Annotated in this window: 19 protein-coding genes; 15 read left to right on the top strand and 4 right to left on the bottom strand. The window is 73.2% G+C overall.

Going from position 1 to position 18594, the window contains the following annotated elements; genetic code table 11:
- The first annotated feature begins 97 nt into the window (after positions 1 to 97).
- From IF17_RS0113760 to IF17_RS0113710, 11 genes are all read left to right on the top strand, one after another.
- On the top strand, positions 98 to 1714 hold the full coding sequence (locus tag IF17_RS0113760; protein ID WP_030565553.1) for an ABC transporter substrate-binding protein: 1617 nt from the start codon (positions 98 to 100) through the stop codon (positions 1712 to 1714).
- 23 nt (positions 1715 to 1737) lie between these two features.
- Entirely contained in the window at positions 1738 to 2703 is a 966-nt protein-coding gene (locus IF17_RS0113755; protein ID WP_030565551.1) for an ABC transporter permease, read from the top strand.
- Positions 2696 to 3556: an ABC transporter permease gene (locus IF17_RS0113750; RefSeq protein ID WP_030565549.1), complete on the top strand. Its 861-nt coding sequence runs from the start codon at positions 2696 to 2698 to the stop codon at positions 3554 to 3556. The genes IF17_RS0113755 and IF17_RS0113750 overlap by 8 nt, the downstream gene beginning before the upstream one ends.
- Positions 3557 to 3612: 56 nt before the next feature.
- A complete protein-coding gene (locus IF17_RS0113745; RefSeq protein WP_237667344.1) occupies positions 3613 to 4539 on the top strand; it encodes an ABC transporter ATP-binding protein in 927 nt (308 codons plus the stop codon).
- On the top strand, positions 4532 to 5206 hold the full coding sequence (locus IF17_RS0113740; protein WP_030565545.1) for an ABC transporter ATP-binding protein: 675 nt from the start codon (positions 4532 to 4534) through the stop codon (positions 5204 to 5206). Before IF17_RS0113745 ends, IF17_RS0113740 begins: the two co-directional genes overlap by 8 nt.
- A gap of 260 nt (positions 5207 to 5466) precedes the next feature.
- Positions 5467 to 6378, top strand: coding sequence for a phosphatidylinositol-specific phospholipase C/glycerophosphodiester phosphodiesterase family protein (locus IF17_RS0113735; protein WP_030565544.1), 912 nt, complete (start codon positions 5467 to 5469; stop codon positions 6376 to 6378).
- A 117-nt stretch (positions 6379 to 6495) separates the two neighbouring features.
- The gene (locus tag IF17_RS0113730) at positions 6496 to 6690 is read left to right on the top strand and encodes a hypothetical protein (RefSeq protein WP_018512925.1); all 195 of its coding nucleotides are present in this window, start codon (positions 6496 to 6498) and stop codon (positions 6688 to 6690) included.
- 68 nt (positions 6691 to 6758) lie between these two features.
- Positions 6759 to 7517, top strand: a complete 759-nt coding sequence (locus IF17_RS0113725) for a hypothetical protein (RefSeq protein ID WP_030565542.1) — start codon at positions 6759 to 6761, stop codon at positions 7515 to 7517.
- A gap of 184 nt (positions 7518 to 7701) precedes the next feature.
- On the top strand, positions 7702 to 9291 hold the full coding sequence (locus tag IF17_RS0113720) for a hypothetical protein (RefSeq protein ID WP_030565540.1): 1590 nt from the start codon (positions 7702 to 7704) through the stop codon (positions 9289 to 9291).
- Between the two features lie 72 nt (positions 9292 to 9363).
- Complete coding sequence (locus IF17_RS0113715) at positions 9364 to 9756, top strand: hypothetical protein (RefSeq protein ID WP_018512922.1); 393 nt, start codon at positions 9364 to 9366, stop codon at positions 9754 to 9756.
- Positions 9757 to 9846: 90 nt separating this feature from the next.
- Positions 9847 to 10026 (top strand): hypothetical protein, encoded by a 180-nt coding sequence (locus IF17_RS0113710; protein WP_018512921.1) that lies wholly within the window; start codon positions 9847 to 9849, stop codon positions 10024 to 10026.
- A 144-nt stretch (positions 10027 to 10170) separates the two neighbouring features.
- On the opposite strand, the gene IF17_RS0113705 is transcribed toward IF17_RS0113710, so the two are convergent.
- Together IF17_RS0113705 and IF17_RS0113700 are read right to left on the bottom strand one after the other, a co-directional pair.
- The gene (locus tag IF17_RS0113705; RefSeq protein ID WP_030565537.1) at positions 10171 to 10839 is read right to left on the bottom strand and encodes an endonuclease; all 669 of its coding nucleotides are present in this window, start codon (positions 10837 to 10839) and stop codon (positions 10171 to 10173) included.
- Complete coding sequence (locus IF17_RS0113700) at positions 10836 to 11018, bottom strand: DUF6480 family protein (RefSeq protein WP_030565535.1); 183 nt, start codon at positions 11016 to 11018, stop codon at positions 10836 to 10838. Before IF17_RS0113700 ends, IF17_RS0113705 begins: the two co-directional genes overlap by 4 nt.
- Before the next feature lie 136 nt (positions 11019 to 11154).
- Here IF17_RS0113700 and IF17_RS0113695 point away from each other — a divergent pair, with 136 nt between their 5' ends.
- Both IF17_RS0113695 and IF17_RS0113690 read left to right on the top strand, forming a co-directional pair.
- Entirely contained in the window at positions 11155 to 12360 is a 1206-nt protein-coding gene (locus IF17_RS0113695; protein WP_030565534.1) for an FUSC family protein, read from the top strand.
- Between the two features lie 87 nt (positions 12361 to 12447).
- Entirely contained in the window at positions 12448 to 12639 is a 192-nt protein-coding gene (locus IF17_RS0113690; protein ID WP_030565531.1) for a DUF6381 family protein, read from the top strand.
- A 33-nt stretch (positions 12640 to 12672) separates the two neighbouring features.
- Here the strand turns inward: IF17_RS0113690 and IF17_RS0113685 are convergent, their stop codons facing one another.
- Positions 12673 to 13680, bottom strand: coding sequence for a PHP domain-containing protein (locus IF17_RS0113685; protein WP_030565530.1), 1008 nt, complete (start codon positions 13678 to 13680; stop codon positions 12673 to 12675).
- 123 nt (positions 13681 to 13803) lie between these two features.
- Positions 13804 to 15099 carry a helix-turn-helix domain-containing protein gene (locus IF17_RS0113680; protein WP_309544409.1) on the bottom strand — a complete coding sequence of 432 codons (1296 nt, stop codon included), beginning with the start codon at positions 15097 to 15099 and terminating at the stop codon, positions 13804 to 13806.
- A gap of 160 nt (positions 15100 to 15259) precedes the next feature.
- Here IF17_RS0113680 and IF17_RS0113675 point away from each other — a divergent pair, with 160 nt between their 5' ends.
- Positions 15260 to 15874 (top strand): hypothetical protein, encoded by a 615-nt coding sequence (locus tag IF17_RS0113675; protein WP_030565526.1) that lies wholly within the window; start codon positions 15260 to 15262, stop codon positions 15872 to 15874.
- A gap of 85 nt (positions 15875 to 15959) precedes the next feature.
- Positions 15960 to 18575: a SpoIIE family protein phosphatase gene (locus IF17_RS0113670; protein WP_030565524.1), complete on the top strand. Its 2616-nt coding sequence runs from the start codon at positions 15960 to 15962 to the stop codon at positions 18573 to 18575.
- Positions 18576 to 18594: the final 19 nt, after the last annotated feature.

Raw genomic sequence — 18594 nt, 5'->3', positions numbered from 1 at the left:
TCGCCTGTCGAGGCGGGGTGTACCAGGGCCTTTTACGTGCTGTTTAATTGCATACTGTTCGCAATAACAGTCGATCTTGAACAGGGATGTGCAGAGTATGACGGCCCGATCGATACGGGGGGCGGTCGCCGCCACGCTGGTGACCGCACTGTCCCTGACCGCGGCAGCCTGCTCCAACCCGGACAGCCCCAAGGCCGGTTCCGGCACCGGGACCACCTCGGCCGTCGTCGGCATCGCCTACGAGCCCGACAGCCTGAGCCCGCTGCTCGGCTACGGCAAGGACGGCAACTCCAAGATCTTCGACGGGCTGCTCGCCCTGGACGCCGACATGAAGCTCCGGCCGGCCCTCGCCGCCGCGCTGCCCGAGATCAGCGAAGACGGGCTGACGTACACGTACAAGCTGCGCCAGGGCGTGAAGTTCAGCGACGGCAAGGCGTTCGGCGCCAAGGACGTCGTCTTCACCTACCGCACCATCCTCGACGCGAAGACCAACAACCCCTCCCGCACCGAGCTGGACGCCGTCAAGGACGTCACGGCCAAGGGCGAGGACACCGTCGTCTTCACGCTCAAGTACCCCTACGCGCCGTTCGCCCAGCGCACCGTCCTGCCCATCGCCCCCGAGCACATCGCGGGCAAGCAGGACGTCAACACCGGCGCCTTCACCACCAAGCCGATCGGCACCGGACCGTACGTCCTCACCAAGTGGTCCAAGGGCGAGAAGCTCAGCTTCACCGCCAACCCCCACTACTGGGGCGGCGAACCCGAGGTGAAGAAGTTCACCATGGCGATTATCAAGGACGACGACGTACGCGCCACCCGGCTGCGCTCCGGCGACCTGGACGGCGCGATCCTGCCGCCCAACCTGGCCAAGGGCTTCGCGAACGACAAGGGCAAGAAGACGTACGCCGCGAACAGCTACGACTACCGCACGGTGACGCTGCCCACCAACAACAAGGTCGCCGGTGACACCGCCGTGCGCCGCGCCCTCGATGTCGCGGTCGACCGGCAGACGATGGTCGACGCCATCCTCAACGGCAGCGGCAAGCCCGCCTACGGGCCGGTCCCCACCGACAGCGAGTGGTTCACCCAGGGCACCGAGCGCAAGCACGATGTCGCCGCCGCGAAGAAGATCCTGGACGAGGCGGGCTGGAAGCCGGGCAAGGACGGCGTCCGCGTGAAGGACGGCGTGCGCGCCACGTTCCCCCTCTGGTACCTCAGCGGTGACAAGCTCCGCCAGGAGCACGCCCTCGCCTACGCCTCCGACGCCAAGAAGGCCGGCATCGACATCCGCACCGAGGCCGGGACCTGGGAGGTCATCGAGCCCCGGATGAAGCACGACGCCGTGCTCGCGGGCGGCGGCTCGCCCGCCGACCCCGACTTCGACCAGTACACCCTGCTGAAGTCCTCCCTCGCGGGCGACGGCTTCAACAACATGGCCTGGTACGACAACAAGGCCGTGGACGCGGCGATCGAGGCAGGCCGCAGGAGCGGGGACAAGGCCGAGCGGAAGAAGGCCTACGACACCGTCCAGCGCGAGCTGGTGAAGAACCCGGGCTACACCTTCCTCACCCACATCGACCACCTCTATGTCGTCGACGACCGTTTCGGCCCCCTCACCACCCAGGTCGAGCCGCACGACCACGGGCTGGCCTCCGGCCCCTGGTGGAACGTCGAGAAGTGGAAGCCGGAAAGCACGGGAGAGACGAAGAAGTGAAGCCCCGCCTCCCCTGGGGGCCGATGGCACGGATGACGGGACGGCGGGCCCTGTTCGCCGTCCCGGTCCTCCTCACCGTCACCTTCGGCGTCTTCGCCGTCGCCGCCGCGTCCCCGTTCGACCCCGTCAAGGCGTACGCGGGCACCGCGGGCCTCACCGCCTCGCAGGAGAACCTGGACCAGCTCCGGGCCAACCTCGGCGTCGACCAGCCGCTCGTCACCCGCTGGTGGAACTGGCTGACCTCGGCCCTCCAGGGCGACCTCGGAGACTCCAGCGTGATGCGCCAGCCGGTCTCCGACGTGATCGTCGAGCGCATGGGCTGGTCCGTCCTGCTCGCCGCCTCCGCCTTCCTGATCGCGATCCTCCTCGGCACCGCACTCGGCGTCCTCGCCGCGCGCAGGCCCGGCGGCTGGCTCGACCGGGCCGTCAGCTCCGCCGCGTACACCCTGGAAGCCGCGCCCTCCTTCTGGCTCGGCCTCCTCGCCATCTGGCTCTTCGCCCTGAAGCTGGACCTCCTCCCGGCCGGCGGGCTCACCGACGCCGCCAGCGAGACCATCACCTTCGGCCAGGTCGCCTCCCACCTCGTCCTGCCGGCGGCCGTCCTCGGGATCTCCCAGCTGCCGTGGTTCTTCCTGTACGTACGCCAAGGGGTCACCGACGCACTCGCCGAGGACCCGGTGCGCGGGGCGCGCGCCCGCGGGCTGAGCGAGCGCACGGTGCTCCTGGGCCACGCCCTGCGCTCCGGGATGCTGCCGATGCTCACCCTGATCGGCTCCCGCGTCCCCGAACTCATCACCGGGGCGCTCCTCATCGAGACCGTCTTCAGCTGGCCCGGCATCGCCGCCGCCACCGTGGAGGCCGCAACCTCCGTCGACTTCTCCCTGCTGGCCGCGCTGACGGTGCTCGCCACCGCAGCCGTCCTGCTGGGCAACCTGCTCTCCGACCTGCTCTACGGGCTCGCCGACCCCCGGGTGGCCTTCGATGGCTGAGACCGCGCTCGCCCCGCTGCCGGGCCGCACCACCCGCCGTATCCGGGTCGCCACCTCCGTGACCATCGTCGTCGCCGTCGCGCTCGCCGTGCTGATCGTGCCGCCGCTGGCCCAACTCGACCAGCAGGCCGTCGACCTCTCGAACAAGCTCCACCCGCCGTCCTGGGCCCACCCCTTCGGGACGGACGACGTCGGGCGCGACCTGCTGCTGCGCTGTGTCTACGGGCTCCGCGTCTCGCTGCTGGTCGGACTGGTCGCGGCCCTCACCGCCACCGTCATCGGTACGGCGATCGGCGCGCTCGCCGGGTCGTTCGGCGGCTGGCCGGACCGGGTCGTGATGCGGATCGTCGACACCCTGTCCTCCATCCCGCACCTGCTGCTCGGCATCTTCATCGTGGCGATGTTCCGGCCCGGGGTCTGGCCGGTCATCATCTCGGTGGCCCTCACCCACTGGATCTCCACCGCCCGGATCGTCCGCTCCGAGGTGCTCTCGCTGCGCTCGCGCCCCTTCATCGACGCGGCCGTCTCCGGCGGTGCCTCCCGGGTCCGGGTCATCGTGCGCCACCTGCTGCCCGGGGTGCTCCCGCAGGCCGGGCTCGCGGCGGTCCTCATGGTGCCGCACGCCATGTGGCACGAGTCCGCGCTCTCCTTCCTCGGGCTCGGACTCCCCGCCCACCAGGCCAGCCTCGGCAACCTCGTCCAGTCCGCGCGCGGTTCGCTGCTCGCGGGGGACTGGTGGCCGACGCTCTTCCCCGGCCTCTTCCTGATCATCCCGACGCTCGCCCTGGCGGGGATCGCCGGAGCCTGGCGGGACCGGATCAACCCGCGCCGGAAATCGGAGCTGATGCTGTGACCCGCGACCACGCTGCGGCCGTCCTCGACGTCCAGAACCTGTCCGTACGTTTCCGGATGCGCGGCGGCCGGGACATCGCCGCCGTCACCGGCGCCCGGTTCTCCGTCGCGCCGGGGGAGTGCCTCGCCCTGGTCGGCGAGAGCGGCTGCGGCAAGTCGGTGCTCGCCTCCGCCCTGCTCGGCCTGCTCCCGGCCAACGCGCAGACCACCGGCAGCGCGGTGCTCGGCGGGGACATCGACCTGCTGACGGCGGGGGAGCGGACGCTGGCCCGTACGGTACGGGGACGGCGCATCGGCCTCGTACCGCAGAGCCCCGCCGCCCACCTCACACCCGTGCGCACCGTCCGCGCCCAGCTGGAGGAGACCCTGCGGGAGCTGACCGGGGTGCGCGGGGCCGCGGCTGTACGGGAGGCGGCTGCCCGCGCCTCGTTCCCGGCCGACCATCTCGACCGCTACCCGCACGAACTCTCCGGCGGCCTCGCCCAGCGCGCCGCCACCGCCCTCGCCCTGATCGGCGACGCCCCGCTGCTCCTGGCGGACGAGCCGACCACCGGCCTCGACCGGGACCTGGTCGAGCGGACCGTCGACGAACTGCGCCGCCACACCGACGAGGGCCGGGCGCTGCTGATCATCACCCACGACCTGGCGGCGGCCGAGCGGATCGCGGACCGGGTCGCCGTGATGTACGCGGGCCGGATCGTCGAGATCGCCGACGCCGGCCCCTTCTTCGGCGCACCCGGCCCCCGCCACCCGTACGCCAAGGGCCTGCTCGACGCCCTGCCCGAACGGGACTTCGCCCCCATCCCCGGCATGCCGCCCGAACTCGGCGCGCTCCCCGACGGCTGCGCCTTCGCCGCCCGGTGCACCCGCGCCGACGCCCGCTGCACCACCGAACGCCCGGCCTTCGACGACGGCCTCGCCTGCCACCACGGGCTGACCGGCCGCGCGTCGCACTCCCTCACGAAGGCGGCCGCCGATGCTTGAGCTGACCCGTATCACCGCCGGGTACGACCGCCGCGCCCCGGTCGTCCGCGACGTCTCCCTGATCGTCGGGCACGGCGAGGCGGTGGGGCTCCTGGGCCCCAGTGGCTGCGGCAAGTCCACCCTGGCCAAGGTCGCCGCCCTCCTGCACCGCCCGGACGCCGGAACCATGACCCTCGACGGGACGGTCGTACGCGGCTGGCGGCACCGCGCCCCGCAGGAGCAGCGCACGGCCGTGGGCGTCGTCTTCCAACAGCCCCGTCTCTCCGCCGACCCCCGCCTCAGCCTGCGCGAACTCATCGCCCAGCCCCTCCGGTCCACCGGCCGCCGCCGCGAGGTCCCGGCCCGGGTGGCGGAGCTGGCCCCGCTGGTCGGCCTCTCCGCCGAACTGCTGGAGCGCCGCCCGCACGCGGTGAGCGACGGGCAGCTCCAGCGGGCCTGCCTGGCGCGGGCGCTCGTGCTGCGGCCGGGGCTGCTGATCTGCGACGAGATGACCGCGATGCTGGACGCCTCGACGACGGCCGCGCTGGTCGCCGTGGTGGAGGCGTACCGCGCGGAGTCCGGCGCCGCGCTCCTGGCCGTCGGCCACGACCGGGTGCTGCTGGAACGCTGGTGCGACCGGACGGTCCGCTGGGGCGAGCGGAACGCGGAGAGCGTGCCGCTGGGGTGACGGGGGCGGTCGGCCGCTGTGGCGAGGAGTACGCGTATGTGTGTGTGGTGAGGCATGAAAAAGCCTCCCCGGTGGATGCGGATGTGGTTGTGGATCCGCGGCGGGAAGGCCTGAGAAGTCGCTGACAGCTTATCAAGCGCTGACCGGCGGGCGACGATCGGGCCAATACATGGCAGGTACCTGACGATCGGCTGCCGGTCGGCACCATACTCGTCGCGTCCGGCCCGTCCCGGGCCCCGCCGACGCTTCAGGGAGCCTCCATGGCTGTACCGCCCGCCCCGACCCGCCGCCGCGCCCTCACCGTCACCCTCGCCACCGCCGCCGCGGTGATCGCCGCTCCCGCCGGAGTAGCCGCCGCGTCCCCGGTCGCCGCGTCCCCGGCCACCGTCGGCCGCCCCTCCAGGCTCCGCCCTCTCCGCCACGCCCACGCGCACAACGACTACCTGCACCCACGTCCGCTCCACGACGCCCTCGCGCACGGCTTCACCAGCGTCGAGGCCGACATCTTCCTCGTCGACGGCGAACTGCTGGTCGCCCACGACCCCGCCGGGCTCGACCCCAGCCGCACCCTCGCCGGCCTCTACCTCGAACCGTTACGCGCCCTGGTCCGGGCCGGACACGGCAGCGTGCACCCGCACCACCGCCGGCCCCTGCAACTCCTCATCGACATCAAGGCCGACGGCGTCGCCGCCTACCGCGAGCTCGACCGGCAGCTCACCCGTTACGGCTCCCTGTTCACCCGCTACCACCACGGCCGGGTCCGGCGCGGAGCGGTCACCGCCGTCATCTCGGGCGACCGCGCCGCCCGGGCGCCGATGGAGATCCAGCGCACCCGCCTCGCCTTCTACGACGGACGCCTCGACGACCTCGGTACCGCGTCGCCCGCCTCGTTCACCCCGCTGATCAGCGCCAACTGGACCCAGACCTTCGGCTGGCTCGGTGCGGGCCCCTTCCCCCGCGCCGAGCGTGACCGGCTCCGCACCCTCGTCCTGGCCGCCCACCGCGAGGGCCGCCGTATCCGCTTCTGGGCCACCCCCGACCTGCCGGGACCCGAGCGTAAGGCGGTCTGGAGCGAGCTGCTGGCCGCCGGGGTCGACCACCTCAACACCGACGACCTGGCCGGGCTCGAACGCTTCCTCCGCGCGCGGACGGGCGTGGCTCCGACCCCGTAACACCGCACAGCCCGGGAGTACCCGTTCGGCGGACACGCCAGTGCGCCGAACGGCCGCCCCGCTGCGCCACACTGGCGGCCGAATGCCGCAAATCCGGCGCGGCGGAGGAGGCTGGCCATGGTCATTTCGATCTCATTGGTGGTGCTGCTGACGATCCTGGCGGTGATCTTCCTCCGCAACGGCGGGCTGAAGCTCTCGCACGCGATCGTCTGCGCCCTGCTGGGCTTCCTGCTGGCCAGTACGAGCATGGCGCCGACCATCCACGACGGGATCGGCGCCACCGCCAACCTGGTCAGCGGCCTGCATCCCTGAATCCGGCCGCCGGTCCCGCCCCGGCGGGACCGGCCACGCTGTGCCGGGCGATCCCGCACAATGGGCAGATGTCCTTTCCGCCCCCCGGACGCCACTCGGGCGCCGCCCACCACGAGTACTGCAACACCGGCCTCTGCTGCCGGTGCCAGATGCGTACCTGGACGACGAAGGCAGGCAACGAGCGGCTCTGCGGCCCGTGCGCCGCCTGCTGCCAGGAGTGCGGCCGGGCGCCCGCGCCCCACCTGGACGGGCTCGACGGCGGGCTGTGCGCCGAGTGCCGCGGGCTGTGCGAGCGCTGCCACGCGCCGAGAAGGCCCGACGGGTCCTGCGCCTGCGACCGCTGGCGGGAGAACGCCAAGAGCAATCCGCGCGGCTATGTCCTCCAGGCGCTGCCGCAGCAGCTCCTCCAGGCGCTCGGCGGCCGGGTCCCGAGCACCGTCCACGACCTGATCCACGACGAGCTGGGCCGTAACCGCAGCGCCGGTCTCCTCCGGGAGCGCATCGAACGCCGCTGGAACCTGCGCTGGGCCCACGCCCTCAACGAGAAGGACGAGGACGGCCGCCGGCGCTGGAGCGCCCAGGACATCGCCGAGCAGCTGCTGGTGCCCGGTTCCTGTTCCGACCCCGAGTGCGAGGACGGCCACCTCGCCACGACCGACGCCCCGTGCACCCGCTGCCGGCAGCCCTTGCACCGGTTCGTCACCTCGGTCGCCGACCACACCGCGACCCCGGAGCACGCCCACGCGGCGGCGGCCCGGATCCGCCGGGCGATGCTGGAGAACCGCTCGCGCAAGAAGCTCCCGCCGCGCGGACGGGCGAGCGGATAGCGGACAGGCGGCAGGGACAGGCGGACGGGGCTCGGCTCGGTGTGTGGCGGGCGTTGCCGCACGTGGCGCGGTGTTGCGGCCGTGTGTCGTGCCCGCGAAACCCTTCTGCTTTCCATGGACACTTCAAGGGGTGCGTCCTAACGTCGGGCGGCGGCGCGACCCCCGTCCGTAATCAAGGAGCCCGATGCCCCCGCCGTACCGCCGTGCGCTCACCCGCGTCCTGGCCCTGACGCTCGCCGTCGCCTCCGTCACCCTCCTAGGCCCCGCGGCCCCTGCGGTGGCCGACGACATCCCGAAGGCTCCCGGTCACCGCCTGGTCAGCGACTACCAGGGCGCGCCCGCCACCGCCTCCCCGGTCCCCGGCCAGGCGCCCCCGCAACACCCGTACCTCGCCCCCAACGGCCGCAGCGGCATGCACGCGGACGCGGCGGGCAGCGGCACCCACCCGTACTCCGGGCCGCTCGGCCGGAACCCGGAAGTGGTCAGCGAGAAGATCGCCCCGGTCGGCGGCGAGTGCGCCACCGCCACCTTCGACACGGCCGGCCGGCTGATCACGGTCTGCGGGACCTTCACCGGCTTCCTGCTCAAGCTGCTCGACCCGCGCACCCTCGACACGCTGGCCGAGTACAAGCTGCCGCAGCGCTCGTCCACCGTCGAGGCGATCACGCGCCTCGACTTCTCACGTATCTTCAAGGACACCTCGGGCGGCGCCTACTTCTACCTGGACGACCGGGACCGGGTCGTCCTCGCCGACTCGCGCCAGCACGTCCTGCGCATCGCCCACCGGCAGAACGCGGCCGGCCGCTGGGAGTTCACCGTCGAGAACGACTGGGACCTCACCGGGCAGGTCCCGCACGACTGCGTCAGCTGGACCGACCTCTTCCCCAGCGGCACCTGCGACCCCGTCACCTCCGTGATGCCCGACTGGCAGGGCCGCATCTGGTGGGTCACCCGGCTCGGCCGGGTCGGCACGGTCGACCCGGAGACCTCCGTCATCCGCTCCGTCCGGCTGGCCGGCGAGGAGATCCAGAACTCCTTCTCCGTGGCCCGGGACGGGGTCTCCATCGTCTCCGACCACGCCCTCTACAGCTTCACGGCCGACCCCGACGGCACCCCGCGCATCCAGTGGCGCCAGACCTACGACCGGGGCACGGGCACCAAGCCCGGCTCGGTGAACCAGGGCTCGGGGACCACGCCGGACCTCTTCGGCACCGGTGAGGAGTACGTGGCGATCACCGACAACGCGAACGACCGCATGAACGTCCTCGTCTACCGCCGGGGCACCGACGTCCCCGCCGACCGCCGCCTGGTCTGCTCGGTCCCCGTCTTCGGCTCCGGGCGCTCCACCACCGACAACTCCCTCATCAGCTGGGGCAACAGCCTGGTCGTCGAGAACTACTACGGCTACGAGAACCCCACCTCGCTCCTCCTGGGCCGCAGCGTCGTCGGCGGTGTCACCCGCATCGACGTACGGCCCGACGGCAGCGGGTGCGACACCGTGTGGGAGAGCGCCGTCCGCTCACCCTCCACCGTGCCCAAGCTCTCCACCGCCAACGGGCTGCTCTACTTCTACGAGAAGGAGCCCAACGCCCTCGGCATCGACGCCTGGTACCTCACCGCCGTCGACTTCCGCACCGGTGAACGCCGTTGGCGCAAGCTGACCGGCACCGGACCGGCGTACGACAACAACTGGGCGCCCATCACCATCGGCCCGGACGGCACGGCGTACGCGGGGGTCTTCAACGGCATCGTGGCGGTGCGCGACACCGGCTGAACCACCGCGGCAGCACACGGACGCCGCACAGAAGTGCACTCCACCGCACGTGGTGACCGGTGCGCACGCCCTATGCTCGCGGCCATGGAGCAACGGGAAGTCGTGAAGCGCGTGATCGGCATCCTCACAGAGGCGCGCGAAATGCAGCGCCTGCTGGAGGCGGACCTCGAACGGGAAGACCTGGATGCGGGAGCGGGCGCCGTCACCGCCCTGCTGAACGAGACGATGCCCCACATCGCCATCCCCGACGATTTCTCCGTCGAGGAGGTGGTGACCGTGGTCGGGCGCGAGGTCGGCGGCGCGGTGGAGCAGCTCGTGAGCGCCTTCACGCTGGCTTTCACGATGCTGGCGCAGGTGCACGACTCCGGGCAGACGGACGTCTCGTCGGCCGATGTCCTGCAGGACCTGGCGCTGCGGGTCGAGGCCGGCGGGCCCGAGGACGAGGACGACGGTCCGGTGCTCTAGAGCCCGTACCGGCGGCCTCCTGCGTTCTGCGGCGCGCGTAGGCATAGTGGGAGGGAGAAGCGTGAATCTCCTCGCGGTACGGAGGCAGCTGTGGGTAAGAGCACCGACATGGCCCGCGCCAAGGCGCGCCGGCTGAAAGGCATGAAGAAGGAGTCGGACGGCATCGCCCTCGGCGACGAGCGGATGAAGGCCGAAGGAAGGCAGGAGCAGGAGGCGGCCCGCCGGGAGGAAGAGCGGGCCCGCGCACTGCGGGGAGCCTCCGGCCACTGAGGTGGTGGGGCGCCCGTGCCGTCGCGATCAGTGCGTACGGTACGGGCGCTTCCGCGCGTAGGGGGTACGGGCGCCCGCACCGCCCGACCACGGGCGCCCGTACCGCCCGACCACGGGCGTCCGCCGGCCCGCGTGCGGGCGGTGCTACTGACGGCGTGCCGCCTCCGTGACCGCGTCCACGATGTCCTTGTCCAGGGCCGCCCGCACGAGCGCGGCCGCGAACCTCGCGTCGTCGTGCCCGCGCGCCGCCCGGGCCGGCTTGCCGGGGGATGTGGGCAGGCCGAGCCGCTCGGCCCCCTGCAGCGCCTTCGCTCCCAGCCAGGGGCCGGTCTCCGGCCAGACGGACTGCACCTCGCGTACGAAGATGTCGGCCCCGGCCGGTCCGATGCCCGGGACGCGCCGGAGCCCCTCCATCAGCCGGTCCCGGTCGCCGTCGGCCTCCTCGCGCAGCCGCCGCAGATCACCCCGCCAGGTGTCCAGCACGAGCTGGGCGCCGTCACCGAGCTGGGTGGCGGTGCGCTCGTCGTAACGCCGGTAGTGGCCTTCCCCCAGCGCGTCGACCCGCTGCTGCCAGGTGGCGTCCACCATCCGGCGCGGGGTGCGCATGCCGTGGTCGAAGAGGGCCCGGGCGGCCGCGACGGCCACGGAGGCGCGGATGCGGGCGGACAGCAGGAGGCTCAGCACGAGGAGCTGGTAGAGGGGCTGCGGGGTGTCCTTGAGCCGGATGCCCGCCTCCTCGGCGTACGTCCGGCCGCACTCCTCCATCAGCGCGTCGGCGATCCGGCGTGCCGGGGGCGGTTTCCTCCCGCTCATGCCAGACCGAAGACCCGCGCGACGAAGAACCCGGCGACCAGCAGCGCACCGAGCACGATGAGCCCGATCCAGACGGCCGGGTGCTCCCAGACACCGCCGTCCGGGCGCTCCTCGTGGGCGTCGCCGATCGAGCCCTCGGCGGGGGGCGTCTCTGTGGGGGGATTCACGAGAACAGCCATGTGTCCAGAGTCCCCCGGTCGCCGCTTCTCCGCACGCCGTACGGACCGGACCTCTGCCGCCACCGGGACAGGGCCGTACGGAGGCACCCCGGGCGCGGAGCGCTGCGCGCGGGGGAAACGGGGCACGGTCAAAGACATGCCCGCCGTTTCCGCGCCCGTCATCAAGCTCGTGCAGCGCACCACCGAACCCGCGGGGGTCCAGACGCTCCGCTCGACCGCGGCCGCCGTCATCGCCTACTCCGTCGCCGTGTGGGCCCTGCCCGAACCGGCACCGCTGACCGCCCCCCTCACCGCGCTCCTGGTCGTGCAGGTGACCCTCTACGCCACCCTCACCACCGGCATCCGCCGCGTGAACTCCGTCATCGTCGGCGTGCTCATCGCCATCGCCTTCAGCTCCCTGGTGGGGCTGAGCTGGTGGAGCCTCGGCCTGACCATCTTCACCTCGCTGCTGATCGGGCGGCTGGTGCGGGTCAACGAGTTCGTCCCCGAGGTGGCGATCAGCGCGATGCTCGTGCTCGGCGTCTCGCAGGTCGCCGACACCGCCTGGGACCGGGTGTGGGAGACGCTCATCGGGGCGGTGGTCGGGCTGCTGTTCAACCTGGTCTTCGCCCCGCCCGTCTGGGTCGCGTCGGCGGGCAGCTCCATCGGCTCCCTGGCCGGCCGGATGGGCACGATGCTCCGCAGCATGGGCGAGGAGGTGGTGGGGAACAACCCCGTCTCCCGGGCGGCGGCCCGGCTCCACGAGGCCCGCAGGCTCGACCACGACATCGTCGAGGTCGACGCCTCGCTCCGGCAGGCGGAGGAAAGTCTCACCCTCAACCCCAGGGTGAGACAAGGGCTGCTCTACCGGGTCGTCCTGCGCACCGGACTGGACACCCTGGAGATCTGCGCGGTCGTGCTGCGGGTCCTGTCCCGCACCCTCACCGACCTGGCGAAGGCCCGCACGGAGGAGACGCTGTTCCCGGCCGATGTGGCGGGCCTGCTCCAGGAGCTCTTCGGCCAGCTCGCCGACGCCATCGAGAGCTTCGCCGTCCTCGTCACCACACCGCTCGCCGCCGACGGCGAGGCGGCGGAGGACCGGCTCTCCGAGGCGCTCGCCCGCAGCCGCGCCACCCGCGACCGGGTGGCCGACCTGCTGCTGGAGGACGTTCAGGAGCACCCGCGCCAGTGGCAGCTGCACGGGGCCCTGCTCGCCGAGATCGACCGGGTGCTGGCCGAGCTCGACATCGACGAACGGACGAAGCGGCTGGGCGAGGAGCTGGACCGGCGCGCGTCCGAGGCCCACGAACGCCACCCCCGGGTGCGCGCGCTGGTCCGGCGGCTGAGCCGGGTCGCCACGTGAAACGTTCCCGGTGGGGTACGCGGGATGCGGAAGCCTCCCGTCACTGGTTCGCTGGAGGCAGTGGTTCCCCTGGCCCGAGGAGTGGTGATGAGCGGTTCGGACGAGCCCGCCGACCTGGCGCGGCAGATGCGTGAGAAGGCCCAGCAGCTCGCCGAGGCGGCGGAACGCGCGACGGACCCCGAGGAACGTCAGCGGCTGGAGAAGAAGTCCCGGACGATCCGGGACCGCAGCGAACAGCAGAGCGCCATGGCCGCCGGAGACATCTACCCCGAGAAGTAGGCGGCCCGGCAAGGGGGGCTCTCCGAGCCCCCGTCACCCCGCCCACTCCAGCAGCCGTTCCACCGGCCAGGTGGTCACCACCCGCTCCGCCGGTACGCCGCACTCCTCGGCCCGTGCGCAGCCGTTGATCTGCCAGTCCAGCTGGCCGGGCGCGTGCGCGTCGGTGTCGATCGCGAAGAGGGTGCCCGCCTCCACGGCCTTGCGCAGCAGCCGGCGGGGCGGGTCCAGCCGCTCCGGCCGGCAGTTGATCTCCACCGCCGTCCCCGCCTCGGCGCAGGCGGCGAAGACCCGGTCCGCGTCGAACCGGGACTCCGGCCTGCCGCGCTCCGACAGCAGACGGCCCGTGCAGTGGCCCAGCACATTCGCCTGCGGATGGCGGACGGCCGCCTCCAGGCGCCGGGTCATCGGGGCCGGGTCCATCCGCAGTTTGGAGTGGACGGAGACGACCACCACGTCGAGCCGCTCCAGCAGCTCCGACTCCTGGTCCAGCGAACCGTCCGGCAGGATGTCGCACTCGATCCCGGTCAGCAGACGGAACGGCGCCCACTCCTCGTTGAGCCGCTCCACCACCGCCAGCTGCTCCCGCAGCCGCTCGGGCGACAGGCCCTTGGCCACCGTCAGCCGGGGCGAGTGGTCGGTGAGCACCGCCCACTCATGCCCCAGCTCCGCCGCCGTGCGGCCCATCTCCTCGATCGGGCTGCCGCCGTCCGACCAGTCGGAGTGGAGATGGCAGTCGCCCCGCAGCCGGGAGAGGAGTTCCTGGCCTGTGTCGGGTGCGGGTTCGGCGGCTGCCTCGTCCTCCAGCCGCTCCAGATAGCCCGGCACCTCACCCGCCTGGGCCTCCCGGATCACCTGCGCGGTACGGGGGCCGATCCCGGAGACCCGCTCCAGGGTCCCTGCGGCCACCCGGTCGGCCGCCTCCCCAGGCTCCATCGCGTCCACCACCTCGGCGGCCGTCCGGAAGGCCTTCACCCGGTAGGTGGCGGCCTGCGAGCGCTCCAGCAGGAACGCGATACGCCGCAGAGCGGTGACGGGGTCCATCAGCACCTCCAGGTGGGAGCGTCGGCCGCCCCGCAGGTCACCTGCCCGGGCCGCCTGTCCCCAGGATCGCCGCAGCGGCGCACCTACGGCCACCGGACGCCGTCCCCTCCCGGGACCCGACGGTCAACCGGCTTCCTCCTGCTCCGCCGCCACCCAGCGCCGGGCCCCGTAGTCGTAGTCGTGGACGGGCCGCCCCGGCGCCCCGCTCGTACGGAACGGGCGCCCGCCGTCGTCGATCCGCACCGTGCCGGACCGGCCCCCGCCGCTCCACCGCAGCTCCGCGACCCAGTCACAGTCGCAGCGGGCCGCACGCCCGGTGACGAGAAATACCTCCGGGTCCGCGGCCGAGACGCGGTACGGGAAGGAGACCGGTGCGATGGGCTCACCCGTGTCGTTGCCCGGCACGGACCGGGCCACCGGGCGCTCCGTGTCGAGATCGACGTCGAACATCCGCGGGGTGAGTGCCCCGCCGCACCCGGAACTCATCCGGTGGACCCGCCCCTCGGCGGGACCCCGCCGCGCGACCACCCGGATCCGCAGCGCCTCCAGCACCACCGCCCGCTCGCCCGTGCCCTGGAGGGTGATCCGTACGCCGGTCTCACCCGCGTGCACCGCGCCGAGCGCCTGCGCCCAGGGCTCGGCGTCGGCCTCGGCCGGTGGTGGCGGGACGGCGCCCGGGGGACGGGCGACGAGGTACTCGTGCCCGCAGCCGTACCGCCAGACGTGGTCGTCGGTGGTCCAGGTGAACGGGGGAGTGGCGGGCCGCGCCACCGGTGGCTGCCGCTCGGGGCGCTCCGGCCGCGCGGGCCCGCCGAAGCCTGCGATCAGACCGGTCGCCAGGGCGGCGACAGCCGCGCAGACGGCGAGAACCGGCGCCCACCGGCGTACGGCGGGGGAGCGGGGCGCCGGGGGTGCGGGCGCGGGCCGGTCCTCGTCGCGGTGTACGGAGGTGGCGCCGGGCGCACCGGAACCGCCGAGGGCCTCCGCACCGGGCGCGCCCGGTGCCTCGGAAGCGGGACCCGCCCCAGAACTTGCCTTCTCGGCATCCGGACCCGCCGCAGAGCCCGCCTCCTCGGCACCCGGGACCGCCCCCGCCTCCTGCCGCTCCACCCGCTCCGCGTCCGCCCGGAGCCACAGCCCGTGCAGCGCCTGCCGTTCCTCGGGGGTGCGGCCGCACAGCCGTGCCAGCCGTTCCACCGGGGCGAACTCCGCCGGCACCGTCTGCCCGGTGCAGTAGCGGTGGAGCGTCGAGCCGCTGATTCCGATCCGCCGGGCGAGGGCCGCGTACGTCCGGCCCGAGCCCTCCCGCAGTTCCCGCAGGCGGTCCGCCAGCAATTCGCGTGCGAGCTCCTCGCCCGCCCGTCGACCGCCCGTTCCCTCGTCACCCGACACCCGCTCGACCTCCCCCGGCCGTCCCACCAAGGCGTTCCACCCCGCCGAGAACACCCACGTCACCGGAGGTGGGACGGTTCCAGGGCGGCCGCAACCCGTGTCGTGCTTGTCGCCGCCGGGAGGGCCGCCCCAGGCTGGTGCCGTTCCACCGACCGACTGCTCGACCACCTGAACGGGGATCACCACCATGCGCACCACCCGTACGTTCCGCACCGCACTCCTGACCGCCGCCGTCGCCGGCCTCGCCGCCACCGCACTGCCCACGGCACCCGCGGCCGCCGCCCCCGCCGCGCCGAAGTTCCTCTCCGCCGGGCAGTGGCCCGCCTCCCTCACCCCCTGGACCGCCGGGCCGGTGCACAAGGGCCTGCCCGAGGACGGCTCCGTCTGCACGGCGGGGACCATCCCGGCCAAGGGCACCCGCCACCGGGACTTCCGTACCGAGCTGGACACCGGCGCCCGGCAGACCATCACCGTCGCCCCCACCGCCGCGAAGGCCAAGGTGCTCGCCGCCGAGCTGCGGACCGCGCTGGCGACCTGCCTGGAGCGGCTGAAGGAGCAGGAGCCCGGCCTGGAGGGCGTCAGCCGCTACCACGGCCGGGTGAACGTGGAGGAGGGCGCGCATGTGTACAGCATCGACACGTCCTACCCGGAGGCCGGCTCCACCGACATCGGCCTCCACTCCGTCGGCCGGGACGGCCGCACGGTGACCGTCCTGGAGTGGGGACAGCTGGGCGACCTGGACGGCGCCCCGCTGAAGGGATTCCGGAAGACCACCGGCACCGCCGTCGCCAAGCTGCACTGAGACCGCGTCGGCGGACCGGCCGGCACGGGGTTCCGGCCGGTCCGCCGACGTGCGCGGCCCCCGCTGCGGGGAGCATGCTGGCTGTGTGACCCGGCACGATGCGACCCGGCCCACCCCGTCCCCCGGCAGCGGGGCCGCGGCCGGGCAAGACGACGGCGGCCGAGTACCGGACGAGCTGTCCCTCGTACTCGCGCAGGGGGTGGTCAGCGCCGTCGAGACCGCCGGGGGATACGCGGGCGGCATCTACCTCCGCTCCGGGACACCCGGACTGCTGCGCCTCGCCGTCCTCGCCGGACTGCCGGGGCCGCTGTTCCGGCCCTGGTGGCGGATGCACGTGAACCGGCCGTTCCCCGTCTCCGAGGCCTACCGCACCGGGCGGCCCGTGCTGCTCGCCGACGCGGAGGAGGGCATGCGGCGGTTTCCCCAGCTGATGGCGGGGCTGCCGTTCCCGTTCGGCTCGCTGTGGGTCCCGATCACCGGACCGCAGGGCAGCATGGGAGTGATGGCCGTCCTGCGGTCCGCCACCCCGGGCGAGGAGATCGCTCCCGCCGACGGGGAGCGGCTGCTGCGCCTGGGCCACCGCCTCGGGGCCGCGCTCACCGATCTGGAGTCGCGGTCCCTCCCCGTCGTCTGGGAGAAGGAGCCGATCCCCGTCCAACTGCCCGCTGCCCCCGCGCCCCCGGTGCGGGTCGGCAGCTTCGACTGGGACCTGCACTCCGGGGGCCTCACCGCGGACGACGACCTGTGCGCGATCTTCGGGACCGAGCCGGCGGAGTTCCCCGGCACCGTCGACGCCCTCGCCGAACGCCTCGTACCGGAGGACGTGTACGGGCTGTGGGCCCTGGCCCGGCAGGCGGTGGAGTCCGCCGACCCGGTGGTGCGGAGGATGCGGCTGCGCGGGCCCGACGGCCGGTACCACCTGCTGGAGCTCTCCGGCCGCTGGACCCACCCGGACGGGGAGAGCGCCGAGAGCCATCTGACCGGCTTCGTCGTCGACTTCGGCGCGGGACCCGTCATCGCGGAGGCGGCGGACCGGCTGCCCCGGGGGATCGTCTCCCTGGACCGGATCGGGCGCATCACGTACGCCAACGAGCTGGCGGAGGAGCTGCTCGACCTCCCCCGTGCCGAGCTGGTGGGCCACGTCGTGTGGGAGGTGCTGCCGTGGTTCGCGCATCCGGCGTACGAGGACCACTGCCGGGCGGCCCTGATCTCCGACGAACCCGTCCACTTCCTTGCCCGGCGGGCCCCGTCGATCTGGCTCTCGGTCTCCCTCTACCCGGGCCACGACGGGCTGAGCGCGGTGTTCCAGGCCACGGAACGGCCGGCGTACGCGCCCGGTTCCGTCACCGCGCCCGGGCTGGGCATCGGCTCCACCGCCGACCGGTCCTCCGCGCTCTACCGCCCGGTCGCCCTGGCCATCGCCCTCACCGAGGCGGTCACGGCCCGTCAGGTATCCGCCGTGGTCACCGAGGAGCTGCTGCCCGCGTTCGGCGGCCGGCAGCTCGCCATCTACCTGCTGAGCGAACGCCACCTCCACCTCGCCTGGGAGACGGGGTTCCCCAAGGGGTTCCTCGACCGTTTCGACGGGGTCGGGCTCGACGTCTCCATCCCCGGCGTGGAGACCCTGACCACCGGCCGCCCGATCTTCTTCGAATCCATGCAGCGCCTGGCCGACGCCTATCCGGGCATCCCGATGGAGACCGACGTCGGCGCGCGCGCCTTCCTCCCGCTGATCGCCTCGGGGCGGCCCGTCGGATCGTGCATCCTCGGCTTCGACCGGCCCCGGGGGTTCAGCCCCGAGGAGCGCACCGTCCTCACTGCGCTGGCCGGGCTCATCGCCCAGGCCCTCCAACGCGCCCAGCGGTACGACAGCGAGTCGGCGCTCGCCCGGGGGCTCCAGGACGCCCTGCTGCCGCACCGGCTGCCGGAGGTCGACGGCGTCGACACCCTAGGGCGCTATCTCTCCGGCACCCAGGACATGGAGGTGGGCGGCGACTGGTACGACGTCATCGAGACCGGCGACGAACTCGCCCTGGTCATCGGCGACGTCCAGGGGCACGGTGTCTCGGCGGCCGCCACCATGGGGCAACTGCGCAGCGCGGTAAGGGCGTTCGCCCTCAGCAACCATGACCCGCAGGAGGTGATGAGCGGCACCAACCGGCTGCTCATCGATCTCGACCCGGGCCAGTTCGCCAGCTGCTGCTACATCGTGCTGGATCCGCTCACGGGACAGGCCCGTGCCGTACGGGCGGGACACCCGCAGCCGTTGCTGCGGCACCCCGACGGCCGGACCGAGGTGCTGGACCTGGCCGGCGGCATCGTGCTCGGCATCGACGGGCAGGCGACCTACCCCGTCACGGAGCTGCGACTCGACCCGGGCGACGTGCTGGCCCTGTTCACCGACGGGCTCATCGAACGCCCCGGGACCGACATCGACGAGGGCATCGAGCGGCTGCGCGCCACCATCGCCGGGGTCGGCCCCGTCCCGCTGGCCGAGTTGGCCAACCGGGTGACCGGGGAGGCCCGGCAGGCCACGGACCGCCCCGACGACATCGCGATCCTGCTGGCCGCCCGCTGGACGCACCTCCCGGAGAAGGCGCCGCAGCCGTCCCGGGACACCGCCCCGCCGGACCTGTGGCGGACGTTCCGCGGGCCGGGCCCGGGAGGCACGACGAGTGCCCCCGGACCCGGCCCGGGCTGAGCGGTGACGGCCCTGCGAC

It is taken from the genome of Streptomyces cyaneofuscatus (assembly GCF_000718135.1).
Taxonomy (GTDB): Bacteria; Actinomycetota; Actinomycetes; order Streptomycetales; family Streptomycetaceae; genus Streptomyces; species Streptomyces cyaneofuscatus.
This window is presented reverse-complemented; position numbering and strand designations above follow the sequence as displayed.